The organism is Alkalihalobacillus sp. FSL W8-0930 (genome assembly GCA_037965595.1).
In the GTDB taxonomy this organism is placed as follows: Bacteria; Bacillota; Bacilli; order Bacillales; family Bacillaceae_D; genus Alkalicoccobacillus.
In genome coordinates this window covers 2,367,109-2,384,069 of record CP150183.1, presented here as the reverse complement: position 1 = coordinate 2,384,069, position 16,961 = coordinate 2,367,109, and the positions used below count along the sequence as shown (strand labels likewise).

Below are 16,961 nucleotides of genomic sequence, written 5' to 3'. Positions count from 1 at the left end.
CATGGCAACAGAAATGAAGATGCCACAGCTTGGTGAAAGTGTAACAGAAGGGACGATTACCAAGTGGTTAGTGCAACCTGGAGATACGATCAAAAAGTATGAACCGATTGCAGAAGTGATGACAGATAAGGTAAGTGCAGAAGTACCATCTTCTTACAATGGCGTTGTGAAAGAGCTTCATGTTAAAGAGGATGAAACGGTAAGCGTGGGCACGGTTATTTGTTCAGTTGAGACTGATGAAGTCTCTGCTGAGCAAACAAACGCTACAAAACAGGAGAAATCTGATGAGCAGGCAGAGCCTGAAGTAGAAGAGAAAGACACGTCTAGTCGAACTCGTTACTCCCCTGCTGTACTTAAACTCGCTCAAGAAAACGAGATTGATTTAACTCAGGTTGAAGGGACAGGCAAGTCTGGCCGTATCACTCGTAAGGATCTTGAGAAGATCATTTCCTCTGGTGGGCAACAGCAACAAAGTAAACCGGCTGCGGATTCAGTTCAACATACACCAGCACCTGAGAGAGCGAAGGTTGAAACCCCTCAAGAAGTGACAACATCAACTGGTGACGTAGAAATTCCTGTATCTGGAATACGTAAAGCAATTGCTTCAAACATGGTTCGTAGTAAGCATGAAATTCCTCATGCGTGGACAATGGTTGAAGTAGACGTCACTCGACTCGTTCAGTTCAGACAAAAGCATAAAGCAGCATTTAAAGAAAGAGAAGGGTATAACTTAACCTTCCTTCCATTCTTTATGAAGGCTGTAACTGAGGCGTTGCAAGAATTTCCAGAAGTTAATTCCGTTTGGGCAGGAGATAAAATCATTCGTAAAAAAGACATTAACCTATCAATGGCGGTGTCAACGGAGGATGCATTATACGTTCCTGTCATCCATCATGCGGACGATAAATCAATTAAAGGGTTGGCTAAGAGCATTCATGAGCTTGCCGGAAAAGTTCGTTCAGGCGCGTTGAGCGGCGCTGACTCTCAAGGTGGAACGTTTACTGTTAATAACACAGGTTCCTTTGGTTCCATTCAATCAGCACCAATTATTAACTATCCACAAGCCGCAATCCTTTCAATCGAATCGATTGTGAAGCGTCCAGTTGTGATTGAGCAACCGGAGGGAGACTCCATTGCGATCCGTCATATGGTTAATTTGTGTCTGTCCCTTGATCACCGTATCCTTGATGGTCTCGTTTGCGGACGATTCCTTGCTTCAATTAAGAAGAAGCTTGAACAGTTCTCAGACGAATCAATCTAATAACTTCAAGCATTTCTATTGGTTTTTGCCGTATGACCATGTAAAATAATAGTCAAAGCAAGGCAAAAAGGAGAGAGCGTTCATGGATTTTAATTTCTTTATTAATGATGTAGTTCAAGGTGCTAGACAAGAAATGGTTGAATCAGGTTACAAAGAGCTAACAACTCCTGAAGATGTAGATACAGCTCTTCAAGAAAAAGGAACAGCTCTTGTTATGGTTAACTCTGTATGTGGTTGTGCTGGTGGGATTGCAAGACCTACAGCTGCTTACATGAAAAACTACGAAACAAGACCTGACCGTTTTCTAACGGTTTTTGCAGGCCAGGATAAAGAAGCTACGGCAAAAGCACGTGAATACTTCAAAGGCTATGCTCCGTCTTCTCCATCTTTTGCATTACTTAAAGATGGCGAGATCCAAATGATGGTGGAGCGCCATGAAATTGAAGGTCATGAGCCAATTCAAGTCGTACAAAAGCTTGAAAAAGCCTTTGATGAATACTGCAAAACAACAAACTAACAAACACTCGAGGCGGTGGACACCAACTGTTCACTGCCTTTGTTTTTAGCGTAACAGGACAGGCTAACCACCAAGCGAAAAATATGCTATAATAAGCCCGATAGAATTAAAGGAGTGTAGGTAAACATGCAGGATTTATATGATCAAATTCAAGTGTATTTAAATATGGACGAAGAAATTTCCTTTAAGGAATTTCAAGATTTCTACAAGAAAGTTCTAGATCGTCTAGCGGCTGAAGGAAATGATCTCGAAGAAGAATCTCTATGGAAAGTGCTTTTTGTTGTAGAAAACGTGATTTCCAATGCAGAAGGCCGTGCGAACGATACAAAAGGTAGTGAGTCTAAGAAATATGCCAAAATGGCTAGCAGACTTCAACTATGGGCAAAGAACTTTGGTGCGCGTTTAGGTACAGCTGGTTACACTGAAGATGACATCAACGAACGCTTCAGCGAAATGTTTGCAGAAGGCGAAAAGCAACACTCATAATGATGCGATGGGAGGAAATGATTGACTGAATCCTCCCTTTAAGCTATACTTATTCATGTCGCAAAAACTACCATGCGCCTATGGTGAAAGGGATATCATTCAAGATTCCGATTCTTGCGTTGTAGGTTCGAGTCCTACTAGGCGCGTTCGATAAACGCTCCACTCTTCCGGTTAAGGAGGAGTGGAGCGTTTTTGTGTCTGGAGGAGCGAGTTTGGAAGAATGAAGATCCCCTCAAAAATCAAGAACCTTCACTGAGAAGAGGAAAAGGTGATTTTAGTAAGAACGTTAGGGGCGGTACCAAGGAGAAGGGCAGAACAACCAAGATTTGAGGAGCATTACCAATAAGAACGCTGTTTCTATCAAGAAAAAGCGGGGGTCCTACTAAGAAGAGAGGGTCTATAGCAAGAAGCGCGGCGCAATTAACAAGAACCAGCCTTCGATACTAAGAAGAAAGAGCCTGATACCAAGACGGGGGCAACAGGGACCAAGAAGAACCAGCTCAAAACCAAGAACCTTCACTGACATAAGGAAAAAAATGAATATTTTTGATTTTTAGTAAGAACGTTTGGGACGGAACCAAGGAGAAGGTCAGAAAGACAAAGAACCAGAGGCCCTTACTAAGGAGAACGCTATTCCTATCAAGAAAAAGCGGGGGACCAATCAAGAAGAGAGGGCCGATAGTAAGAAGCGCGGCGCAATTAACAAGAACCAGCCTTCGATACTAAGAAGAAAGAGCCCGATACCAAGTCGGGCTCAACGCGTACCAAGAAGAACCAGGCCACAACCAAGAACCTTCAATGAAATAAGGAAAAAAATGAACATTTTTGATTTTTAGTAAGAACGTTTGGAACGGAACCAAGGAGAAGGGCAGAAAGACCAAGAACCAGAGGCACTTACTAAGGAGAACGCTATTCCTATTAAGAAAAAGCGGGGGACCAATCAAGAAGAGAGGGCTGATAGCAAGAAGCGCGGCGCCTGTACCAAGGAGCTCCCCTCAATACTAAGAAGAAAGAGCCCGATACCAAGCCGGGCTCAGTAGGGACCAAGAAGAACCAGCTCACAATCAAGAACCACCAACCATCCTAATCATATGCCCAAACAAAAAAGCCTCTTCAAAAGAGGCTTTTCCCAATCTATTAATCCAACAATCCAACCATCTTCAAGCCATGCTCAATTCCGTCTTCATCTACGGCTTTTGTCACGTAGCGAGCGGCATCTTTCACCACTTGAGGTGCGTTCCCCATTGCTACGCCGTGACCAACCTCACTCAACATTTCAAGATCATTGCGCTCATCTCCAAACGCATAGACCTGATCCATTGTGAAGCCAAGCTTCTCAATTAGATGTTTAATTCCAATTGCTTTTGAACCTTCGGCTGGGATGACATCAACAGAGGACGGATGCCAGCGAACAAATCGAATGGTATCAAATGCTTCACTATACTCTTGTTCTTCACCCTCGGTACAGAATAATAATGTCTGGAATAGATCTCTTTCTTTATAGAAGTGTGGGTCGTTTTCTGGTGGGAGAAATTTCAAGCTATTTAAACTCTCTTCAACCGCTGGATGATCAGCTATATTTGAGCGCATTGTCTCATGATTCATATAGACAAGAGGGTGATTACGTGTTGCCGCAAATGCTGTTAATCTTTCAACAGCCGCAGGGTCTAGCGGATTAGCGTAAATGGTTTCACCCTTATAAACGACATATTGTCCGTTAAAGCTAACGAATGAATCGATACCGAGCTCCTCGCGTAATTCCTTAAAGAAAAATGGAGAACGCCCTGTAGCAATGGCTACCTCGTGTCCTGCTTGCTGCAGCGCTTGAATCGATCTCTTTGTTGAAGCGGGTAATTCTTTCTCATGGTTGTATAACGTACCATCAATATCAAAGAAAATCATTGCTTTTTCCATCGTATCACTCTCTTTATCTACTTTTTTCTTCTCTCATACTAACTTTATTATAGCAGGGCATGAGTGTCAATCTAGGATCAAAAGCAATCCTTAAGCTGACGTGGCAATTAAAATCGTGGTATACTATGACAACAAAAAGGGTTGTAAAGGGTAAAACGAGGTGATGGTTTGGAGCATAATCATAAAACAGTTCATCATCGTACATCGATGAGCAAGGAACAGTTATCTAATCGGTTAAAGCGCATTGAGGGTCAGGTACGCGGCATTCAAAAGATGGTTGAAGACGATCGATATTGCGTGGATATTTTAACGCAAATTTCAGCGGTAAACGCAGCAATGAAAAAGGTAAGCTTGCAGCTGCTTGAGGATCATTCTAAGCACTGTGTGGCCGATGCGATTAAAGAAGGTAACGGTGACCAAGCAATTGAAGAACTAATGAGCGTTGTAGAACGCTTTTCGAAGTCATAGAGAAAAGGAGCGAACAGACTGTATGTCTCGCTCCTTTTTACGTTTAAGGATAACCAATCGATCCATCCTCTGTATGGTAGATCCCAAGTACGGATTGATCCTCGTACACAAATGTAATGGTTCCACCTGGTGCCTGTGCCTTAAGGTCAAGCTGTTCTGTAATCGCTTCTGCCATTTGTAGCATATGAAATTCGCGCTCTTCATCTGAAGGCAGCTTTAAGCCATCCGTTACAAGCGCATACACATAGCCCCAATCTTCACCATTTTCAAGTTCAATTGATAGTAGCTGGTTTTGGAATTGATTCTTGAGTGACGCAATCTGCTCCTCGTATTCATTATTTACTGCTTCGGTATACGATGGATCAGCGATCTCATCAACGCCTTGTTCCGATTCAGTGCTTACTTGCTCTTTGTCTGTTTCCGTTTCAGTTTCTTCGTCTGCATCAGAGGTTTCAGTTGCAGCAGTTACACTAGATTCGGTTTCAGTAGTCGTTAATTCTGCTTCTGTTTCCTCAGTTGAAGCTTCTTCGGATGCATTAGCAACACTAGTATCTTCTACTTCATCTTGATCTACTTCATCTTTTTTAGCGTCATCTGTTTCATCTTCAGTATCTTGTTGGTTGTCAGCTTCTTGCTCACTCACTTGTTCAATAGATTTGTCATCCGTTGCATTTGTCTCAGCTGTTGTTTGACCGCAAGCGGCGAGTAAGAGAATTGACATGGATACAAGAGTCATCATATATTTCATGTAAAAACCTCCTTTGTCCTTCTTTTATCATACATCAAAAGTCATAGTAAAAATAGATTAGAATCAAATGTCTGCATGGAGGCAATGGTTTTTCGTTTCTTCCTGCACTAATCTGTGCGAAACTAGTAAAAAGGTTTAATCAATTGATGAGCGGTCGAAGTCTCCCGTTTTTCCACCAGATTTATGTATGAGATAGGTTTGGCCAATAATCATTCCTTTATCTAAGGCCTTACACATATCATAAACGGTAAGCGCACAAACGCTCGCAGCGGTTAGTGCCTCCATTTCAACACCTGTACTTCCTTTTGTTTTAACGGTGACTTGAATGTTTAATTGAAAGGACGAGTCTTTCTCTATCCATTCAAATTGGATATCTACACCACTAATGGGTATGGGGTGACACATTGGAATCATCGTTGATGTTTGTTTGGCTGCCATAATGCCAGCTACTTGAGCGACTGCTAATACATCTCCTTTTTTCATTTGATTCGAGGTAATTCCCTCATAGATTGCTTGATTAACTGTAATGCTAGACTCGGCAATTGCACGTCTTGAGCTTTCTTCCTTACTAGTTATATCGACCATTTTGGCACGACCTTGATGGTTAAAATGTGTAAATTCAGACATGTTGACTAGACACCTCATTCGTTTTTTGTTTGCAAGTTATTGTATCACAGATAGAATCTGTAGTAAGAATGTCAGGAGTGAGAAAGATGATAGAAAAACGTACACCGATTCCGGTTCAAGAAGCCGTTCGAAAAGTAATGAGTGTTCCGATAGAGCAACAAAAAGAAGACGTGCATTTGCACGAAGCATATGGACGAACGTTAGCCGAAGATCTTGTAGCTACACATCCGGTGCCTCCATTCGATCGCTCGCCTTACGATGGATTTGCGATAATCTCAAACGATTCATTAGAGGCAAGCAAAGATAACCCTATTACATTTGAAGTCATTGAAACGGTTGGAGCAGGTTCTGTTTGTTCAAAAGAAGTCCAATCAAATCAAGCGGTTCGTATTATGACTGGTGCGCAGATGCCTAAGGAATGTGATGCGATTGTCATGCTTGAATTGGCTCAAACGTATTCGAATGAAGAAGGGTCTTTTATGACCATTAAACGAAGCTTTCCATCTGGACATAACATTTCCTACAAAGGAGAAGACGTCACAGAGGGGACTGTCCTCATTAAAAAAGGAACAACGATTAACCCGGGAACGATTGCACTGTTGGCGACATTTGGTTATGAACGAGTGAAAGTGGCCAAACGTCCAACAGTTGGTGTATTTGCAACAGGTTCTGAATTACTAGAACTTGGAGATTCGCTTGAACCCGGAAAAATTCGGAATAGTAATACGCATATGCTGCTAGCTCAAATCGAACGAGCTGGTGCGATCCCTCATTATTTTGGAAGTTTGCCTGACGATTTTGAGCTTTGTTATGAACAGGTTAAACATGCGGCCAGTCAGGTTGATATGCTTCTAACAACAGGTGGCGTGTCGGTCGGTGATTTTGACCTTTTGCCTGATGTATATGAGAAGCTTTGCGCAAACGTATTGTTTAACAAAATTGCGATGAGACCTGGCAGCGTAACGACGGTAGCCGTTTGGGAGGACACCTTACTCTACGGACTTTCAGGCAATCCCTCAGCATGTTATGTAGGTTTTGAGTTATTTGTCCGTCCTATCATCCGAACGATGATGGATGATGTATTTCCACATTTGCCAAAGGTTAAAGCGACTTTAACGGAAGATGTGCCAAAGCCTAACCCATTTACACGGTTTGTACGAAGTACGATTCAGTATAATAAAGATCGAATCCACATAGCGCCAAGTGGCTTTAATAAGTCGAGTGCTGTTAGTAGCCTGGCTAAAACAGATGCGTTTATGGTACTGCCTGGGGGAACAAGAGGGTTTAAGGCAGGAGATACAGTTGATGTACTGTTACTTGATACAAACGGAGGCAGTGAGTGGCCGTGGGCATAAAGCCAGTCATTATTCAAATTGTCGGGTTTAAAAATAGCGGAAAAACCACTTTAATGAATCATTTAATAAAAGAAGCGGTAAATGACAAGTTAAAGGTCGGAACCATCAAACATCATGGTCATGGTGGCGTACCGGATGCTAACCTAGAAATGAAAGATAGTGCCAAGCATTTTTCACATGGAGCAACAGTTAGTGCTGTAGAGGGTGCTGGCTCATTGCATCTTCAAGCAAATGTTCCTGGAGGAGATCTTAATTCTTCCTTACGGGTATTTGAAAACTGGCCGCTTGATCTGATCCTTGTTGAGGGCTATAAGCAGTGGCCATATCCGAAAATGGTTCTACTTCGAAGTGAAGACGATCAATCACTGTTAGATTTAAGGAACATTATGGCCATTTTAACGGAAGATGGGTTCCAACCAACGCGATCCTATCCGACATTCTTAAGAGACGAAACAGCATCATACATACCGTGGATGATGGATTATATAAGGAGGCAATTAAATGACTGAACCATTGTTTTGTGTAACTGATCAAGAATTAAGCATCGAAGCCGTCTCTAACATGGTCATCAATCGAAACGCTGGTGCAATTGTGACATTTACAGGGACTGTACGAGAACTTACATATGGAAGAAAAACCATTTCCTTGCACTACCAAGCGTATCAAACAATGGCCGAAAAGCAGCTTCAACGAATTGGAGACGAAATTAAAGAGCGGTGGCCGGATGCAACAACCGCCATCTGGCATCGGACGGGCCATCTTCAAATATCTGATATTGCCGTTGTCATTGCTGTCTCTACTCCTCATCGCAAAGACGCTTATTTAGCAAATGAATATGCAATTGAACGAATCAAACAAATTGTACCGATATGGAAAAAGGAACAGTGGGAAGATGGAAGCGAATGGATCGGAAATCAGCTTGAAACAGTTTCCGGAATGCCAAAGGAGGGAAAAGAAGATGATTACCGTTAAATGCTTTGCAAGTGTCGAAGAGCAAATTGGCAAGCATACACTAGAATTTGACTATGAAAAAGCAACTGTCTCAACAATTATTGATACAATGAAACAACGTTATACCATCTCTTTAGACTCCGTTATGATTGCTGTAAATGAAGAATACGCGAGTGTTGATACAGAGGTCAGAACAGGTGATGTCATTGCCTTCATTCCTCCAGTTAGTGGTGGGTGATGATGGATACATCTGATTCCTATGCAGGGGTCATTTTAGCTGGAGGTGCATCATCAAGATTCTATGGACAAAAAGCTCTGGCTGAATTTAATGGACAACCCTTTTATCAAGGGGCCATTTCAATGATAGAGCCTTATGTTAATCAGGTGACGATCGTGGTGAAACCGGAATTAAAAGAGGAAATAATCGTAAATAAAAGCACTGCTGTGTTAGAAGATGAATCTGAATTCGCAGGGTGTGGACCTCTCGCCGGAATGTATTCAGCAATGAATGCGATACAAGCAGAATGGTATATGGTGCTTGCTGTTGATATGCCACTTATGGATGCATACACTATTAAACAATTAATCAAGTGTACGAAGAATAAGGGCTATGATGCGCATATTCCATTGATAGAAGGACGAATTCAACCACTTTCAGCTCTTTACCATGCATCGTGCAAGGAGCTTATCTATCATCAATTAGTAAACAAGCACTACCGCATGTCGGATTTGCTTCAAAAGGTAAAAACAAAGCAGTGGTCAGAGGAAGATCTATCTGTTTCACCTGCAGCCTTTCAAAATGTAAATGACAGATCGACCTATGAGCAATTGCTCAAGCAAGGATTGAATGGTTAGGAAGGAGTGAGAAAATGGCTTCCGTAAAAGATACGTTAGGACGACCGCTTCGGGATATTCGCATTTCTGTTACAGACCAGTGTAATTTTAGGTGTTCTTACTGTATGCCACAAGAAATATTCGGACCCGATTACGCATTCTTACCCAAGGAAGAATACCTAACGTTTGATGAAATCGTGAAGGTCGTAGAAGTGGCAGCTTCGCTTGGAGTGGAGAAGGTCCGAATCACGGGAGGAGAACCTCTTCTTCGTCGTGACTTACCCGTTTTAATAGAAAGGCTTACCACCGTTTCAGGCATAAAAGATGTAGCCCTTACCACAAATGCGGTCTTTCTACCTAAGCATGCAGAAGCATTAAAAAAAGCAGGACTTAAACGTGTGAATGTTAGCCTGGATGCAATTGATGAAGATGTCTTTAAGAAAATGAACGGACGATCAGTGGGAATCAAACCAGTACTTAAGGGAATAAAAGCTGCACAGTCAGCCGGACTTGGTGTGAAAATTAATATGGTCGTTCAAAAAGGAGTAAATGATCATCAAATTATTCCGATGGCTGCCTATTTTAAGGATAAAGATGTGACGCTTCGCTATATTGAGTTCATGGATGTTGGCTGTACAAATGGATGGAAGTTCGATTCGGTTGTGACAAAAGCTGAAATTATTAATCTGTTAGACTCGCATTTTGGAGTAAAACCAATTGAGGCTGCTTATTATGGTGAAGTGGCTTCGCGGTATGGATTTATAGATAGCCCAGGAGAAGTTGGGGTCATCTCATCGGTTTCACACTCTTTTTGCCAATCTTGTACAAGAGCAAGAGTATCTGTAGATGGAAAGCTTTATACGTGTTTATTTGCTTCAAAAGGTCATGATCTCAAACAGCTTGTAAGAGAAACATCAAATGACGGACTGGAAAACCTTTTAACAGAAGTATGGCAAACGCGCAAGGACCGCTATTCCGATGAGCGAACAGAGGAAGCAGCAGCCAATCGACCTAAAATAGAGATGTCCTATATCGGAGGATAAGTGGATAGAGGGAGTGAAAAGATGTCAGAGCATATCGCTAAACAGCCAGTCACTTGTTGTGTAATTACGGTAAGTGATACCCGTACAGCTGAAACAGATAAGAGTGGCCACACGATTAAAGACATGCTACAAAGCGCTGGTCATCAAGTGATTGACTATCAGATCGTTACAGATGATCAATCTGTTATTAAAACAGCAATTCATAAAGGGTTAGACCAATCAAAGGTAGAAGTGATCCTTTTAAATGGAGGTACCGGTATTTCTAAACGCGACGTAACTTACGAAGTTGTTGAAGCAACACTTGAGAAAGAATTACCTGGGTTTGGTGAATTATTTCGGTATGTAAGCTATGCGCATGATATCGGTTCAGCAGCCATGCTTTCAAGAGCAATAGCTGGAACAGCTCGTGGTACCGCGATTTTTTCTATGCCTGGCTCAACAGGCGCAGTAAAGGTAGCGATGGAGAATCTCATCCTCCCACAAATTAGTCATGTCGTAAAAGAAATTAAGAAATAATGTTGGGAGAAATCCTGACTCACATAAATGTAAGCGGATACAACTTGGTTTGAACATTTATTGACAAGGGTAAATTGGTAAAAGGCATATTTTACTATGTTAATGAGTGTAAAAAGGGGTTGTACAGATGTCGAAGCATATTAGCATTCAAGTGAATGATCAGTTGATACAGGCATCAGAAGGACAAACAGTTCTAGAATGTTTGCAGGCAAATGAAGTCGAAGTGCCAACGGTTTGTTATCATCCAAGTCTTGGAGCCATTGAAACATGTGATACGTGCATTATTCAAGTAAATGGTGAGTATGTGAGGTCGTGTTCTACAACATTACAAAGTGGAGACAGAGTTCAAACTGAAACAACCGATGTAAAAAAAGCACAGGCGATGGCAATGGACAAAATACTTGTTAATCATGAGTTGTATTGTACCGTCTGTGATTTTAATAATGGTGGGTGTGAAGTACATAATACAGTTAAAGAAATGAAGATTAATCATCAAAGTGTTCCATTTACCGAAAAACCATATGAAGTCGATCGTTCCAACCCTTTTTATCGTTATGATCCTGATCAATGTATCTTGTGTGGTCGTTGTGTGGAAGCCTGTCAGAATGTTCAGGTGACGGAGACCCTTTCCATTGACTGGGAACGAGAGAAGCCGCGTGTGATTTGGGATAAGGATTCTCCAATTAATGAATCTTCCTGTGTTTCGTGTGGTCACTGTTCAACTGTTTGTCCTTGTAATGCCATGATGGAAACAGGGATGGAGGGAGAAGCTGGCTTCTTAACAGCGATCGCTAAGAACACCCTGCGTCCGATGATTGAGACAACTAAGAATGTGGAAACAGGATACGGATCTATCTTGGCCATTTCGGATATGGAAGCGGCAATGCGTGATGAACATATTGAAAAAACAAAAACCGTTTGTACCTATTGTGGAGTGGGATGCAGCTTTGATGTATGGACTAAGGATCGAAAAATATTAAAGGTAGAACCGCAGGCAGAAGCGCCGGCTAATGGAATCTCAACCTGTATAAAGGGGAAATTCGGCTGGGACTTTGTAAATAGCGAAGAACGTCTGACGAAGCCCCTTATTCGAGAAGGAGATCATTTCCGTGAAGCGGAGTGGGAAGAAGCACTTGAGTTGATCCAATCAAAAATGACACATATTAAAGAAGAGCATGGACCAGAATCCATGGCTTTCATCAGTTCTTCTAAATGTACGAATGAAGAATCATACTTGATGCAGAAGCTAGGCCGAGGTGTAATTGGTACAAATAATATAGATAATTGCTCTAGATACTGTCAAACTCCAGCAACAATGGGGCTGTTTAGAACCGTTGGTTATGGTGGCGATTCTGGCTCAATAACAGATATTGAGCAGTCTGATCTTGTGCTAGCAATTGGTACAAATACTGCAGAATCTCATCCTGTTCTTGCTACACGTGTAAAACGTTCTCAAAAGCTAAAAGGCCAAACCCTGTTTGTAGCTGATCTACGTAAGCATGAAATGGCAGAACGAGCAGATCTGTTTGTTCAGCCCGCGCAAGGAAGCGATTTGGTATGGCTGTCAGCCATTACAAAATACATTGTTGATCAAGGCTGGCAGGATCAAGACTTCTTAGAACGACGTGTGAATCATCTTGAGGAGTATATTGAGCATTTAGAGCCTTTTACACTTGAGTATGCTGAAAAAGTTACGGGCATTTCCCAGGAAACACTCATACACATGGCAGAGGAAATTGCGCGTGCTAAAACGGTTTGTATTTTATGGGCGATGGGTGTAACACAGCATCTTGGTGGTAGCGACACAAGTACAGCGATTTCAAATTTGCTATTAATTACTGGTAACTACGGAAAGCCTGGAGCAGGAAGCTATCCCCTAAGAGGACATAACAATGTTCAAGGAGCAAGTGACTTCGGGAGTATGCCAGATCGTTTCCCTGGATATGAAAAAGTAACAGATGATGCGGTTCGAGCTAAGTATGAAAAGAAATGGGGCGTATCGATCCCTAAGGAACCAGGTCTAAACAATCATGAAATGATTGAAGCTATTCACGAAGGCAATTTAAAGATGATGTACTTAAAGGGCGAGGATATGGGTCTGGTAGATTCTAACCTGAATTATGTTCACTCTGCCTTTGAAAAGCTAGACTTCTTTATTGTCCAGGACATCTTCTTATCAAAAACGGCTCAGTTTGCAGATGTTGTCTTACCGGCTAGTCCAAGCCTCGAAAAAGAAGGAACGTTCACAAATACAGAAAGACGTTTCCAACGATTGTATCAAGCGCTTGAACCAATGGGGGATTCCAAACCAGATTGGCAGATCATTCAACACATCGCCAACTCACTTGGCGCAGGGTGGACATATACTCATCCAAGTGAAATTATGGAGGAAGCAGCATCTCTTGCACCTTTATTTGCTGGGGTCAGTTATGATCGATTGGAAGGATACAACAGTTTGCAATGGCCAGTAGCCGCCGATGGAACGGATCAGCCAGTTTTATTCTTGGATGAATTCCCATTCCCTGATGGTAAAGCAAGACTTTTCCCGGTAGATTGGACAGAGCCATTAACCTATGATGACGAATATGATCTTCATGTGAATAATGGACGGTTGCTTGAACATTTCCACGAAGGTAATATGACGTATCGTTCGAAGGGAATTAAGTCTAAAACACCAAACGTGTTCTTAGAAGTATCTCCAGAGCTAGCAGAAGAACGAGGCTTAAGTGACGGTACCCTAGTTCGACTTACAAGCCCATATGGTCATGTGAAAGTTGAGTGTTTGGTGACGGATCGCGTAAAGGGCAAAGAAGTCTACTTGCCTTTAAATGATTCCGGCGAAGGTGCCATTAACTATTTAACAAGCAGCCATGCAGATAAGGACACGGATACTCCAGCCTATAAAGAGGTTTCGGCTAAGCTTGAGATCTTAAGAGAAAAAGGGGAATCACCGCTTCCAAGGGTCAACCATCGATACGGAAACCCTAATCCGCAGCGCGGGGTAGAAGTAGAGCGAAAATGGAGAAGGAAGGACTATACCTTCCCTGGAGATGTCGTGAAGAAGGAGTCGAACCAACATGGCTAAAGCAACCACAACAATTAAGCGCCGTTCCATTAGTGATGAAGAATTAAGGGAACAGGAGCTTCAGGAGATTCAACAGCTTTTAGTTCAACATAAAGATGCAATTTCCGAAACGTTTGAAATTATACAGCATATGCAGGATCGTAGGATCTTGCCTATGCTGACTGCGTTGTTTAGCGAAGGCGATAAGGTGTTAGACATTCTAATGAGGACGATAGACAACCCGGAAACGGCCAGCTCTTTAAAAAACATGCTGCTTATGGCAGGTGTGCTTGGCCGGTTGAATGTAGAGCAGCTTGAGCCTCTTGTATTAAAGATAAACCAAGGGATCGCACGTGTGGCAGACTTTGAGAAAAACGGAGAACAACCGCATGCGCTTAGTCTAGCAAAAGCGATAATGGATCCTGAATTTCGTCAAGCCCTTCACGTTGGCGTTGCGTTTATGAAAGGTCTCGGAGAAGATCAAGATCATAAGGAACGAAACACCAAACGTCCAAAACAACAAGTGAGCGATGAGGAATCGGAGCAATCTAATCGCTCGAACCAGAGCAAAAATAAAACAGGTTCCGGCAGCTGGAAATGGGCAGCGGCTGTTGCGGGTTTTTCCATTGCTACACTTGTGTTCACCGCTACAAAAAAATAAAAGGTAGCCTTATCGTGTACGAAAGTAGGGTTAATTGAATGGAGCCAGCTATTACAGCATCACGAACGATTGTCCGATATACAGAGGGGAAGCCAGAACATGTGCGGGATCTGATTGTATCAGAATATGCGCTTACAATTAAAGTGAATGGGACGGAGCTTGTAACGATGGTTTGTACTCCTGACCATATCGAAGATCTCGTTGTAGGCTATCTCTTATCTGAAGGAATCATCCGGCACTATTCTGATATCTTGCGTATGCGAATAGATTGGAAGCAAGGGTTTGCTTATGTTGAATCAGATCGTGTAAATCCATTGTTTTCTGATCTCAAACAAAAGCGCTATGTTACCTCCTGTTGCGGAGGCAGTAGAGAAGGCTTTGTATTTGCGCAGGATGCACTTTTAACAAAACAAATGAAAAAGCATACCGTTCACCTGACGCCTGATGACTGTATGACTTTTATGAATCAGCTTCAAGACAGTGCTGACACATTTAAGCAAACAGGGGGCGTCCATAACACAGCCTTATGTAACTCTCAGGGTATGCTTATCAATCGAATGGATATCGGCAGGCACAATGCATTAGATAAGCTTTATGGATATTGTGTTAGGAATCAAATTTCATTAACCGGAACTTTTTTAGTGTTTAGTGGCCGAATCTCTTCGGAAATTTTATTAAAAGCTGCAAAAATCGGTTGTGAGGTATTGTTATCGAAATCAGCGCCAACTGAAAGAGCTATCGAGCTAGCAGAGCAATTGGGAATAACAACTGTTGGATTTATTCGAAATCAATCATTTAATGTGTACACTTGTCCAGAACGAATCGGATAGCTTGGCTATTCGTTTCGTTCATTTTCTGACAAATACCCTTTCTTCATGAATGGTCGTTTGGTATGATAGCCTTTAAGACTTGTAACGGGTGGTGTGGAATCGATGGAGCGAATCCATGTATGTGAAGAATTAAGAAAACCACTGACAGAGTTTGATTCTAGTGCGTTTCTTACGCGAATCTGTCGTACAACCTCCGAAACACGCATAGGTTTAATTCAATTAGAAACAAACGGAATTATTGGTTCTCATCAAGCTATTGTTCATCAGGAAGTGGCGTTGCTGAAAGCGCTGGAAAAGAACTTCCGATACAAGTTGGCGATGCCGTTTTCTGGAAATCTGGAGAGTGGCACCAAACACGTTCAGCACTTGGTATGAGTGCATTAGTCATTGAATCCGAGTCTCTTAATCTAAGTCTACTTCGTAAATAGATTGTTGTAGATTTGTGTAGATTTATGATATTATCTTTATGTTTAGAAAGTTATCATGTATGATGATTGAATGGTAATAATGAACAATATTAAAATTAAATGAATGCGATTGTATGAACAATATGGTTAGAAGTAAAAAAAGTGAGGTTTGAATATGGAAACAAGTTCGCGAAAGCAAAGGCGGGGAAAGAAAAAGTCAAGGCGAGTCCTTAAAATACTCCTATTGTTAACAACTTTAGTATTATTTGTTGTCTTAGGTGGAGCAACCTATTTATATGTTAAAGCGATGGGTGCAGAAAAAGAATTCCACGAAACATTAGATCGTGGTGAAAAATCCGAGCTTCGTACGGAAGCTGTTGATGTTGGAAAACATAATTTCTCTGTATTACTACTCGGAGATGATGCACGTCCAGGTGAAGACCATGCCCGTACAGATGCGATGCTAGTCGCAACGTTTAACCGGACAGATCGTTCAATTATTTTAACGAGTATTCCACGTGACTCCTATGTGGAGATTGTTGGACGGGGCACACAAGATAAGATTAACCATGCAAATGCTTTTGGTGGAATTGATATGACTGTTGCAACAGTTGAGAATTTCTTAGAGATACCGATTGATTACTATGCTACAGTTAAATTCGATGGTTTTAAGGATATTGTTGATGCGTTAGATGGTGTGGATGTAGATGTGAAGTATACGTTTGACTTTACAGAAGGTGGTAAGACTTTAAACTTTACAGAAGGTCCTGCTGAGCTAGACGGGGAACATGCTCTGGCTTATACAAGAGAACGGAAAAGTGCTAATAGTGGTGGCGACTTTGGTCGCGGCCAACGACAGGCACAAGTGATGGCAGCGATTATTGATAAAGCCGCATCGTTCCAAAGCATTGATAATTTTGGACGTGTATTTGATAGCTTAGGTAATACATTACGTACCGATCTAACTTTTGCAAATCTTGTCGCACTTCATGGATATGCTGGTTCGATTTCTGATATTGAACAAGTTCAGCTTGAAGGAGAGCCATTTAGAGGGACAGATGGTGTTAGCTATGTTCGTGTGGATGAAACTTCTCTTGCAAATATACAAAACCAATTAAAAGAGCACTTAGGATTACAACAATCTTCAACAGTGCCACAATAACGAAACAGATCAAAGCCTTGCTTCTTTCTTGAAGCAAGGCTTTTTTGTTAGATAAAAGAGGCTGTCGATTTCCCAATAATCAAGGCGAACGTTTCATGCTACTCTATCATTACCAGG

19 protein-coding genes and 1 tRNA gene are annotated in these 16,961 nt (G+C 41.9%); 17 read left to right on the top strand and 3 right to left on the bottom strand.

Annotation, left to right across the window (positions count from 1 at the left end; genetic code table 11):
- Position 1 precedes the first annotated feature (1 nt).
- From NSQ54_12715 to NSQ54_12700, 4 genes are all read left to right on the top strand, one after another.
- Positions 2 to 1,261, top strand: a complete 1,260-nt coding sequence (locus tag NSQ54_12715) for a dihydrolipoamide acetyltransferase family protein (GenBank protein ID WYP25187.1) — start codon at positions 2 to 4, stop codon at positions 1,259 to 1,261.
- 82 nt (positions 1,262 to 1,343) lie between these two features.
- Positions 1,344 to 1,778, top strand: coding sequence for a BrxA/BrxB family bacilliredoxin (locus tag NSQ54_12710; GenBank protein WYP25186.1), 435 nt, complete (start codon positions 1,344 to 1,346; stop codon positions 1,776 to 1,778).
- Positions 1,779 to 1,904: 126 nt separating this feature from the next.
- Entirely contained in the window at positions 1,905 to 2,264 is a 360-nt protein-coding gene (locus tag NSQ54_12705) for a hypothetical protein (GenBank protein WYP25185.1), read from the top strand.
- A gap of 74 nt (positions 2,265 to 2,338) precedes the next feature.
- Positions 2,339 to 2,410 (top strand) — tRNA-Arg (locus NSQ54_12700).
- 991 nt (positions 2,411 to 3,401) lie between these two features.
- On the opposite strand, the gene NSQ54_12695 is transcribed toward NSQ54_12700, so the two are convergent.
- Positions 3,402 to 4,178 carry a Cof-type HAD-IIB family hydrolase gene (locus tag NSQ54_12695; GenBank protein WYP25184.1) on the bottom strand — a complete coding sequence of 259 codons (777 nt, stop codon included), beginning with the start codon at positions 4,176 to 4,178 and terminating at the stop codon, positions 3,402 to 3,404.
- A gap of 168 nt (positions 4,179 to 4,346) precedes the next feature.
- On the opposite strand from NSQ54_12695, the gene NSQ54_12690 reads away from it, so the two are divergent.
- Entirely contained in the window at positions 4,347 to 4,646 is a 300-nt protein-coding gene (locus NSQ54_12690) for a metal-sensing transcriptional repressor (protein ID WYP25183.1), read from the top strand.
- A 43-nt stretch (positions 4,647 to 4,689) separates the two neighbouring features.
- Here the strand turns inward: NSQ54_12690 and NSQ54_12685 are convergent, their stop codons facing one another.
- Both NSQ54_12685 and moaC read right to left on the bottom strand, forming a co-directional pair.
- On the bottom strand, positions 4,690 to 5,394 hold the full coding sequence (locus NSQ54_12685) for a hypothetical protein (protein ID WYP25182.1): 705 nt from the start codon (positions 5,392 to 5,394) through the stop codon (positions 4,690 to 4,692).
- Between the two features lie 135 nt (positions 5,395 to 5,529).
- Positions 5,530 to 6,021 carry a cyclic pyranopterin monophosphate synthase MoaC gene (gene moaC, locus NSQ54_12680; GenBank protein ID WYP25181.1) on the bottom strand — a complete coding sequence of 164 codons (492 nt, stop codon included), beginning with the start codon at positions 6,019 to 6,021 and terminating at the stop codon, positions 5,530 to 5,532.
- Between the two features lie 86 nt (positions 6,022 to 6,107).
- On the opposite strand from moaC, the gene glp reads away from it, so the two are divergent.
- The 12 genes from glp to NSQ54_12620 all read left to right on the top strand — a co-directional run bounded on the left by glp (position 6,108) and on the right by NSQ54_12620 (position 16,844).
- Complete coding sequence (glp, locus tag NSQ54_12675) at positions 6,108 to 7,376, top strand: gephyrin-like molybdotransferase Glp (protein ID WYP25180.1); 1,269 nt, start codon at positions 6,108 to 6,110, stop codon at positions 7,374 to 7,376.
- Positions 7,361 to 7,885 carry a molybdopterin-guanine dinucleotide biosynthesis protein B gene (mobB, locus tag NSQ54_12670; GenBank protein ID WYP25179.1) on the top strand — a complete coding sequence of 175 codons (525 nt, stop codon included), beginning with the start codon at positions 7,361 to 7,363 and terminating at the stop codon, positions 7,883 to 7,885. The genes glp and mobB overlap by 16 nt, the downstream gene beginning before the upstream one ends.
- The gene (locus tag NSQ54_12665) at positions 7,878 to 8,348 is read left to right on the top strand and encodes a molybdenum cofactor biosynthesis protein MoaE (protein ID WYP25178.1); all 471 of its coding nucleotides are present in this window, start codon (positions 7,878 to 7,880) and stop codon (positions 8,346 to 8,348) included. Before mobB ends, NSQ54_12665 begins: the two co-directional genes overlap by 8 nt.
- A complete protein-coding gene (locus tag NSQ54_12660; protein WYP25177.1) occupies positions 8,335 to 8,565 on the top strand; it encodes a MoaD/ThiS family protein in 231 nt (76 codons plus the stop codon). The genes NSQ54_12665 and NSQ54_12660 overlap by 14 nt, the downstream gene beginning before the upstream one ends.
- 2 nt (positions 8,566 to 8,567) lie before the next feature.
- Complete coding sequence (locus NSQ54_12655) at positions 8,568 to 9,182, top strand: molybdenum cofactor guanylyltransferase (GenBank protein ID WYP25176.1); 615 nt, start codon at positions 8,568 to 8,570, stop codon at positions 9,180 to 9,182.
- Between the two features lie 14 nt (positions 9,183 to 9,196).
- The gene (moaA, locus tag NSQ54_12650) at positions 9,197 to 10,204 is read left to right on the top strand and encodes a GTP 3',8-cyclase MoaA (GenBank protein ID WYP25175.1); all 1,008 of its coding nucleotides are present in this window, start codon (positions 9,197 to 9,199) and stop codon (positions 10,202 to 10,204) included.
- 21 nt (positions 10,205 to 10,225) lie between these two features.
- A complete protein-coding gene (locus tag NSQ54_12645) occupies positions 10,226 to 10,720 on the top strand; it encodes a MogA/MoaB family molybdenum cofactor biosynthesis protein (GenBank protein ID WYP25174.1) in 495 nt (164 codons plus the stop codon).
- A gap of 127 nt (positions 10,721 to 10,847) precedes the next feature.
- Positions 10,848 to 13,805 carry a formate dehydrogenase subunit alpha gene (gene fdhF / locus NSQ54_12640; GenBank protein WYP25173.1) on the top strand — a complete coding sequence of 986 codons (2,958 nt, stop codon included), beginning with the start codon at positions 10,848 to 10,850 and terminating at the stop codon, positions 13,803 to 13,805.
- Positions 13,798 to 14,445: a DUF1641 domain-containing protein gene (locus NSQ54_12635; protein WYP25172.1), complete on the top strand. Its 648-nt coding sequence runs from the start codon at positions 13,798 to 13,800 to the stop codon at positions 14,443 to 14,445. Before fdhF ends, NSQ54_12635 begins: the two co-directional genes overlap by 8 nt.
- A 38-nt stretch (positions 14,446 to 14,483) precedes the next feature.
- The gene (gene fdhD / locus NSQ54_12630) at positions 14,484 to 15,275 is read left to right on the top strand and encodes a formate dehydrogenase accessory sulfurtransferase FdhD (GenBank protein WYP25171.1); all 792 of its coding nucleotides are present in this window, start codon (positions 14,484 to 14,486) and stop codon (positions 15,273 to 15,275) included.
- 102 nt (positions 15,276 to 15,377) lie between these two features.
- On the top strand, positions 15,378 to 15,650 hold the full coding sequence (locus NSQ54_12625; GenBank protein WYP25170.1) for a hypothetical protein: 273 nt from the start codon (positions 15,378 to 15,380) through the stop codon (positions 15,648 to 15,650).
- Between the two features lie 207 nt (positions 15,651 to 15,857).
- The gene (locus NSQ54_12620) at positions 15,858 to 16,844 is read left to right on the top strand and encodes an LCP family protein (GenBank protein WYP25169.1); all 987 of its coding nucleotides are present in this window, start codon (positions 15,858 to 15,860) and stop codon (positions 16,842 to 16,844) included.
- The last annotated feature ends 117 nt before the right edge of the window (positions 16,845 to 16,961 follow it).

Bases quoted from the DNA above. Each gene is read 5' to 3' on its own strand.
- NSQ54_12660 (WYP25177.1), top strand. From the start codon at position 8,335: ATGATTACCGTTAAATGCTTTGCAAGTGTCGAAGAGCAAATTGGCAAG.
- NSQ54_12710 (WYP25186.1), top strand. From the start codon at position 1,344: ATGGATTTTAATTTCTTTATTAATGATGTAGTTCAAGGTGCTAGACAA.
- NSQ54_12645 (WYP25174.1), top strand. From the start codon at position 10,226: ATGTCAGAGCATATCGCTAAACAGCCAGTCACTTGTTGTGTAATTACG.
- NSQ54_12655 (WYP25176.1), top strand. From the start codon at position 8,568: ATGGATACATCTGATTCCTATGCAGGGGTCATTTTAGCTGGAGGTGCA.
- moaA (WYP25175.1), top strand. From the start codon at position 9,197: ATGGCTTCCGTAAAAGATACGTTAGGACGACCGCTTCGGGATATTCGC.
- glp (WYP25180.1), top strand. From the start codon at position 6,108: ATGATAGAAAAACGTACACCGATTCCGGTTCAAGAAGCCGTTCGAAAA.
- NSQ54_12705 (WYP25185.1), top strand. From the start codon at position 1,905: ATGCAGGATTTATATGATCAAATTCAAGTGTATTTAAATATGGACGAA.
- fdhD (WYP25171.1), top strand. From the start codon at position 14,484: ATGGAGCCAGCTATTACAGCATCACGAACGATTGTCCGATATACAGAG.
- fdhF (WYP25173.1), top strand. From the start codon at position 10,848: ATGTCGAAGCATATTAGCATTCAAGTGAATGATCAGTTGATACAGGCA.
- NSQ54_12695 (WYP25184.1), bottom strand. From the start codon at position 4,178: ATGGAAAAAGCAATGATTTTCTTTGATATTGATGGTACGTTATACAAC.
- NSQ54_12715 (WYP25187.1), top strand. From the start codon at position 2: ATGGCAACAGAAATGAAGATGCCACAGCTTGGTGAAAGTGTAACAGAA.
- NSQ54_12635 (WYP25172.1), top strand. From the start codon at position 13,798: ATGGCTAAAGCAACCACAACAATTAAGCGCCGTTCCATTAGTGATGAA.
- NSQ54_12685 (WYP25182.1), bottom strand. From the start codon at position 5,394: ATGAAATATATGATGACTCTTGTATCCATGTCAATTCTCTTACTCGCC.
- NSQ54_12625 (WYP25170.1), top strand. From the start codon at position 15,378: ATGGAGCGAATCCATGTATGTGAAGAATTAAGAAAACCACTGACAGAG.
- NSQ54_12620 (WYP25169.1), top strand. From the start codon at position 15,858: ATGGAAACAAGTTCGCGAAAGCAAAGGCGGGGAAAGAAAAAGTCAAGG.
- moaC (WYP25181.1), bottom strand. From the start codon at position 6,021: ATGTCTGAATTTACACATTTTAACCATCAAGGTCGTGCCAAAATGGTC.
- NSQ54_12665 (WYP25178.1), top strand. From the start codon at position 7,878: ATGACTGAACCATTGTTTTGTGTAACTGATCAAGAATTAAGCATCGAA.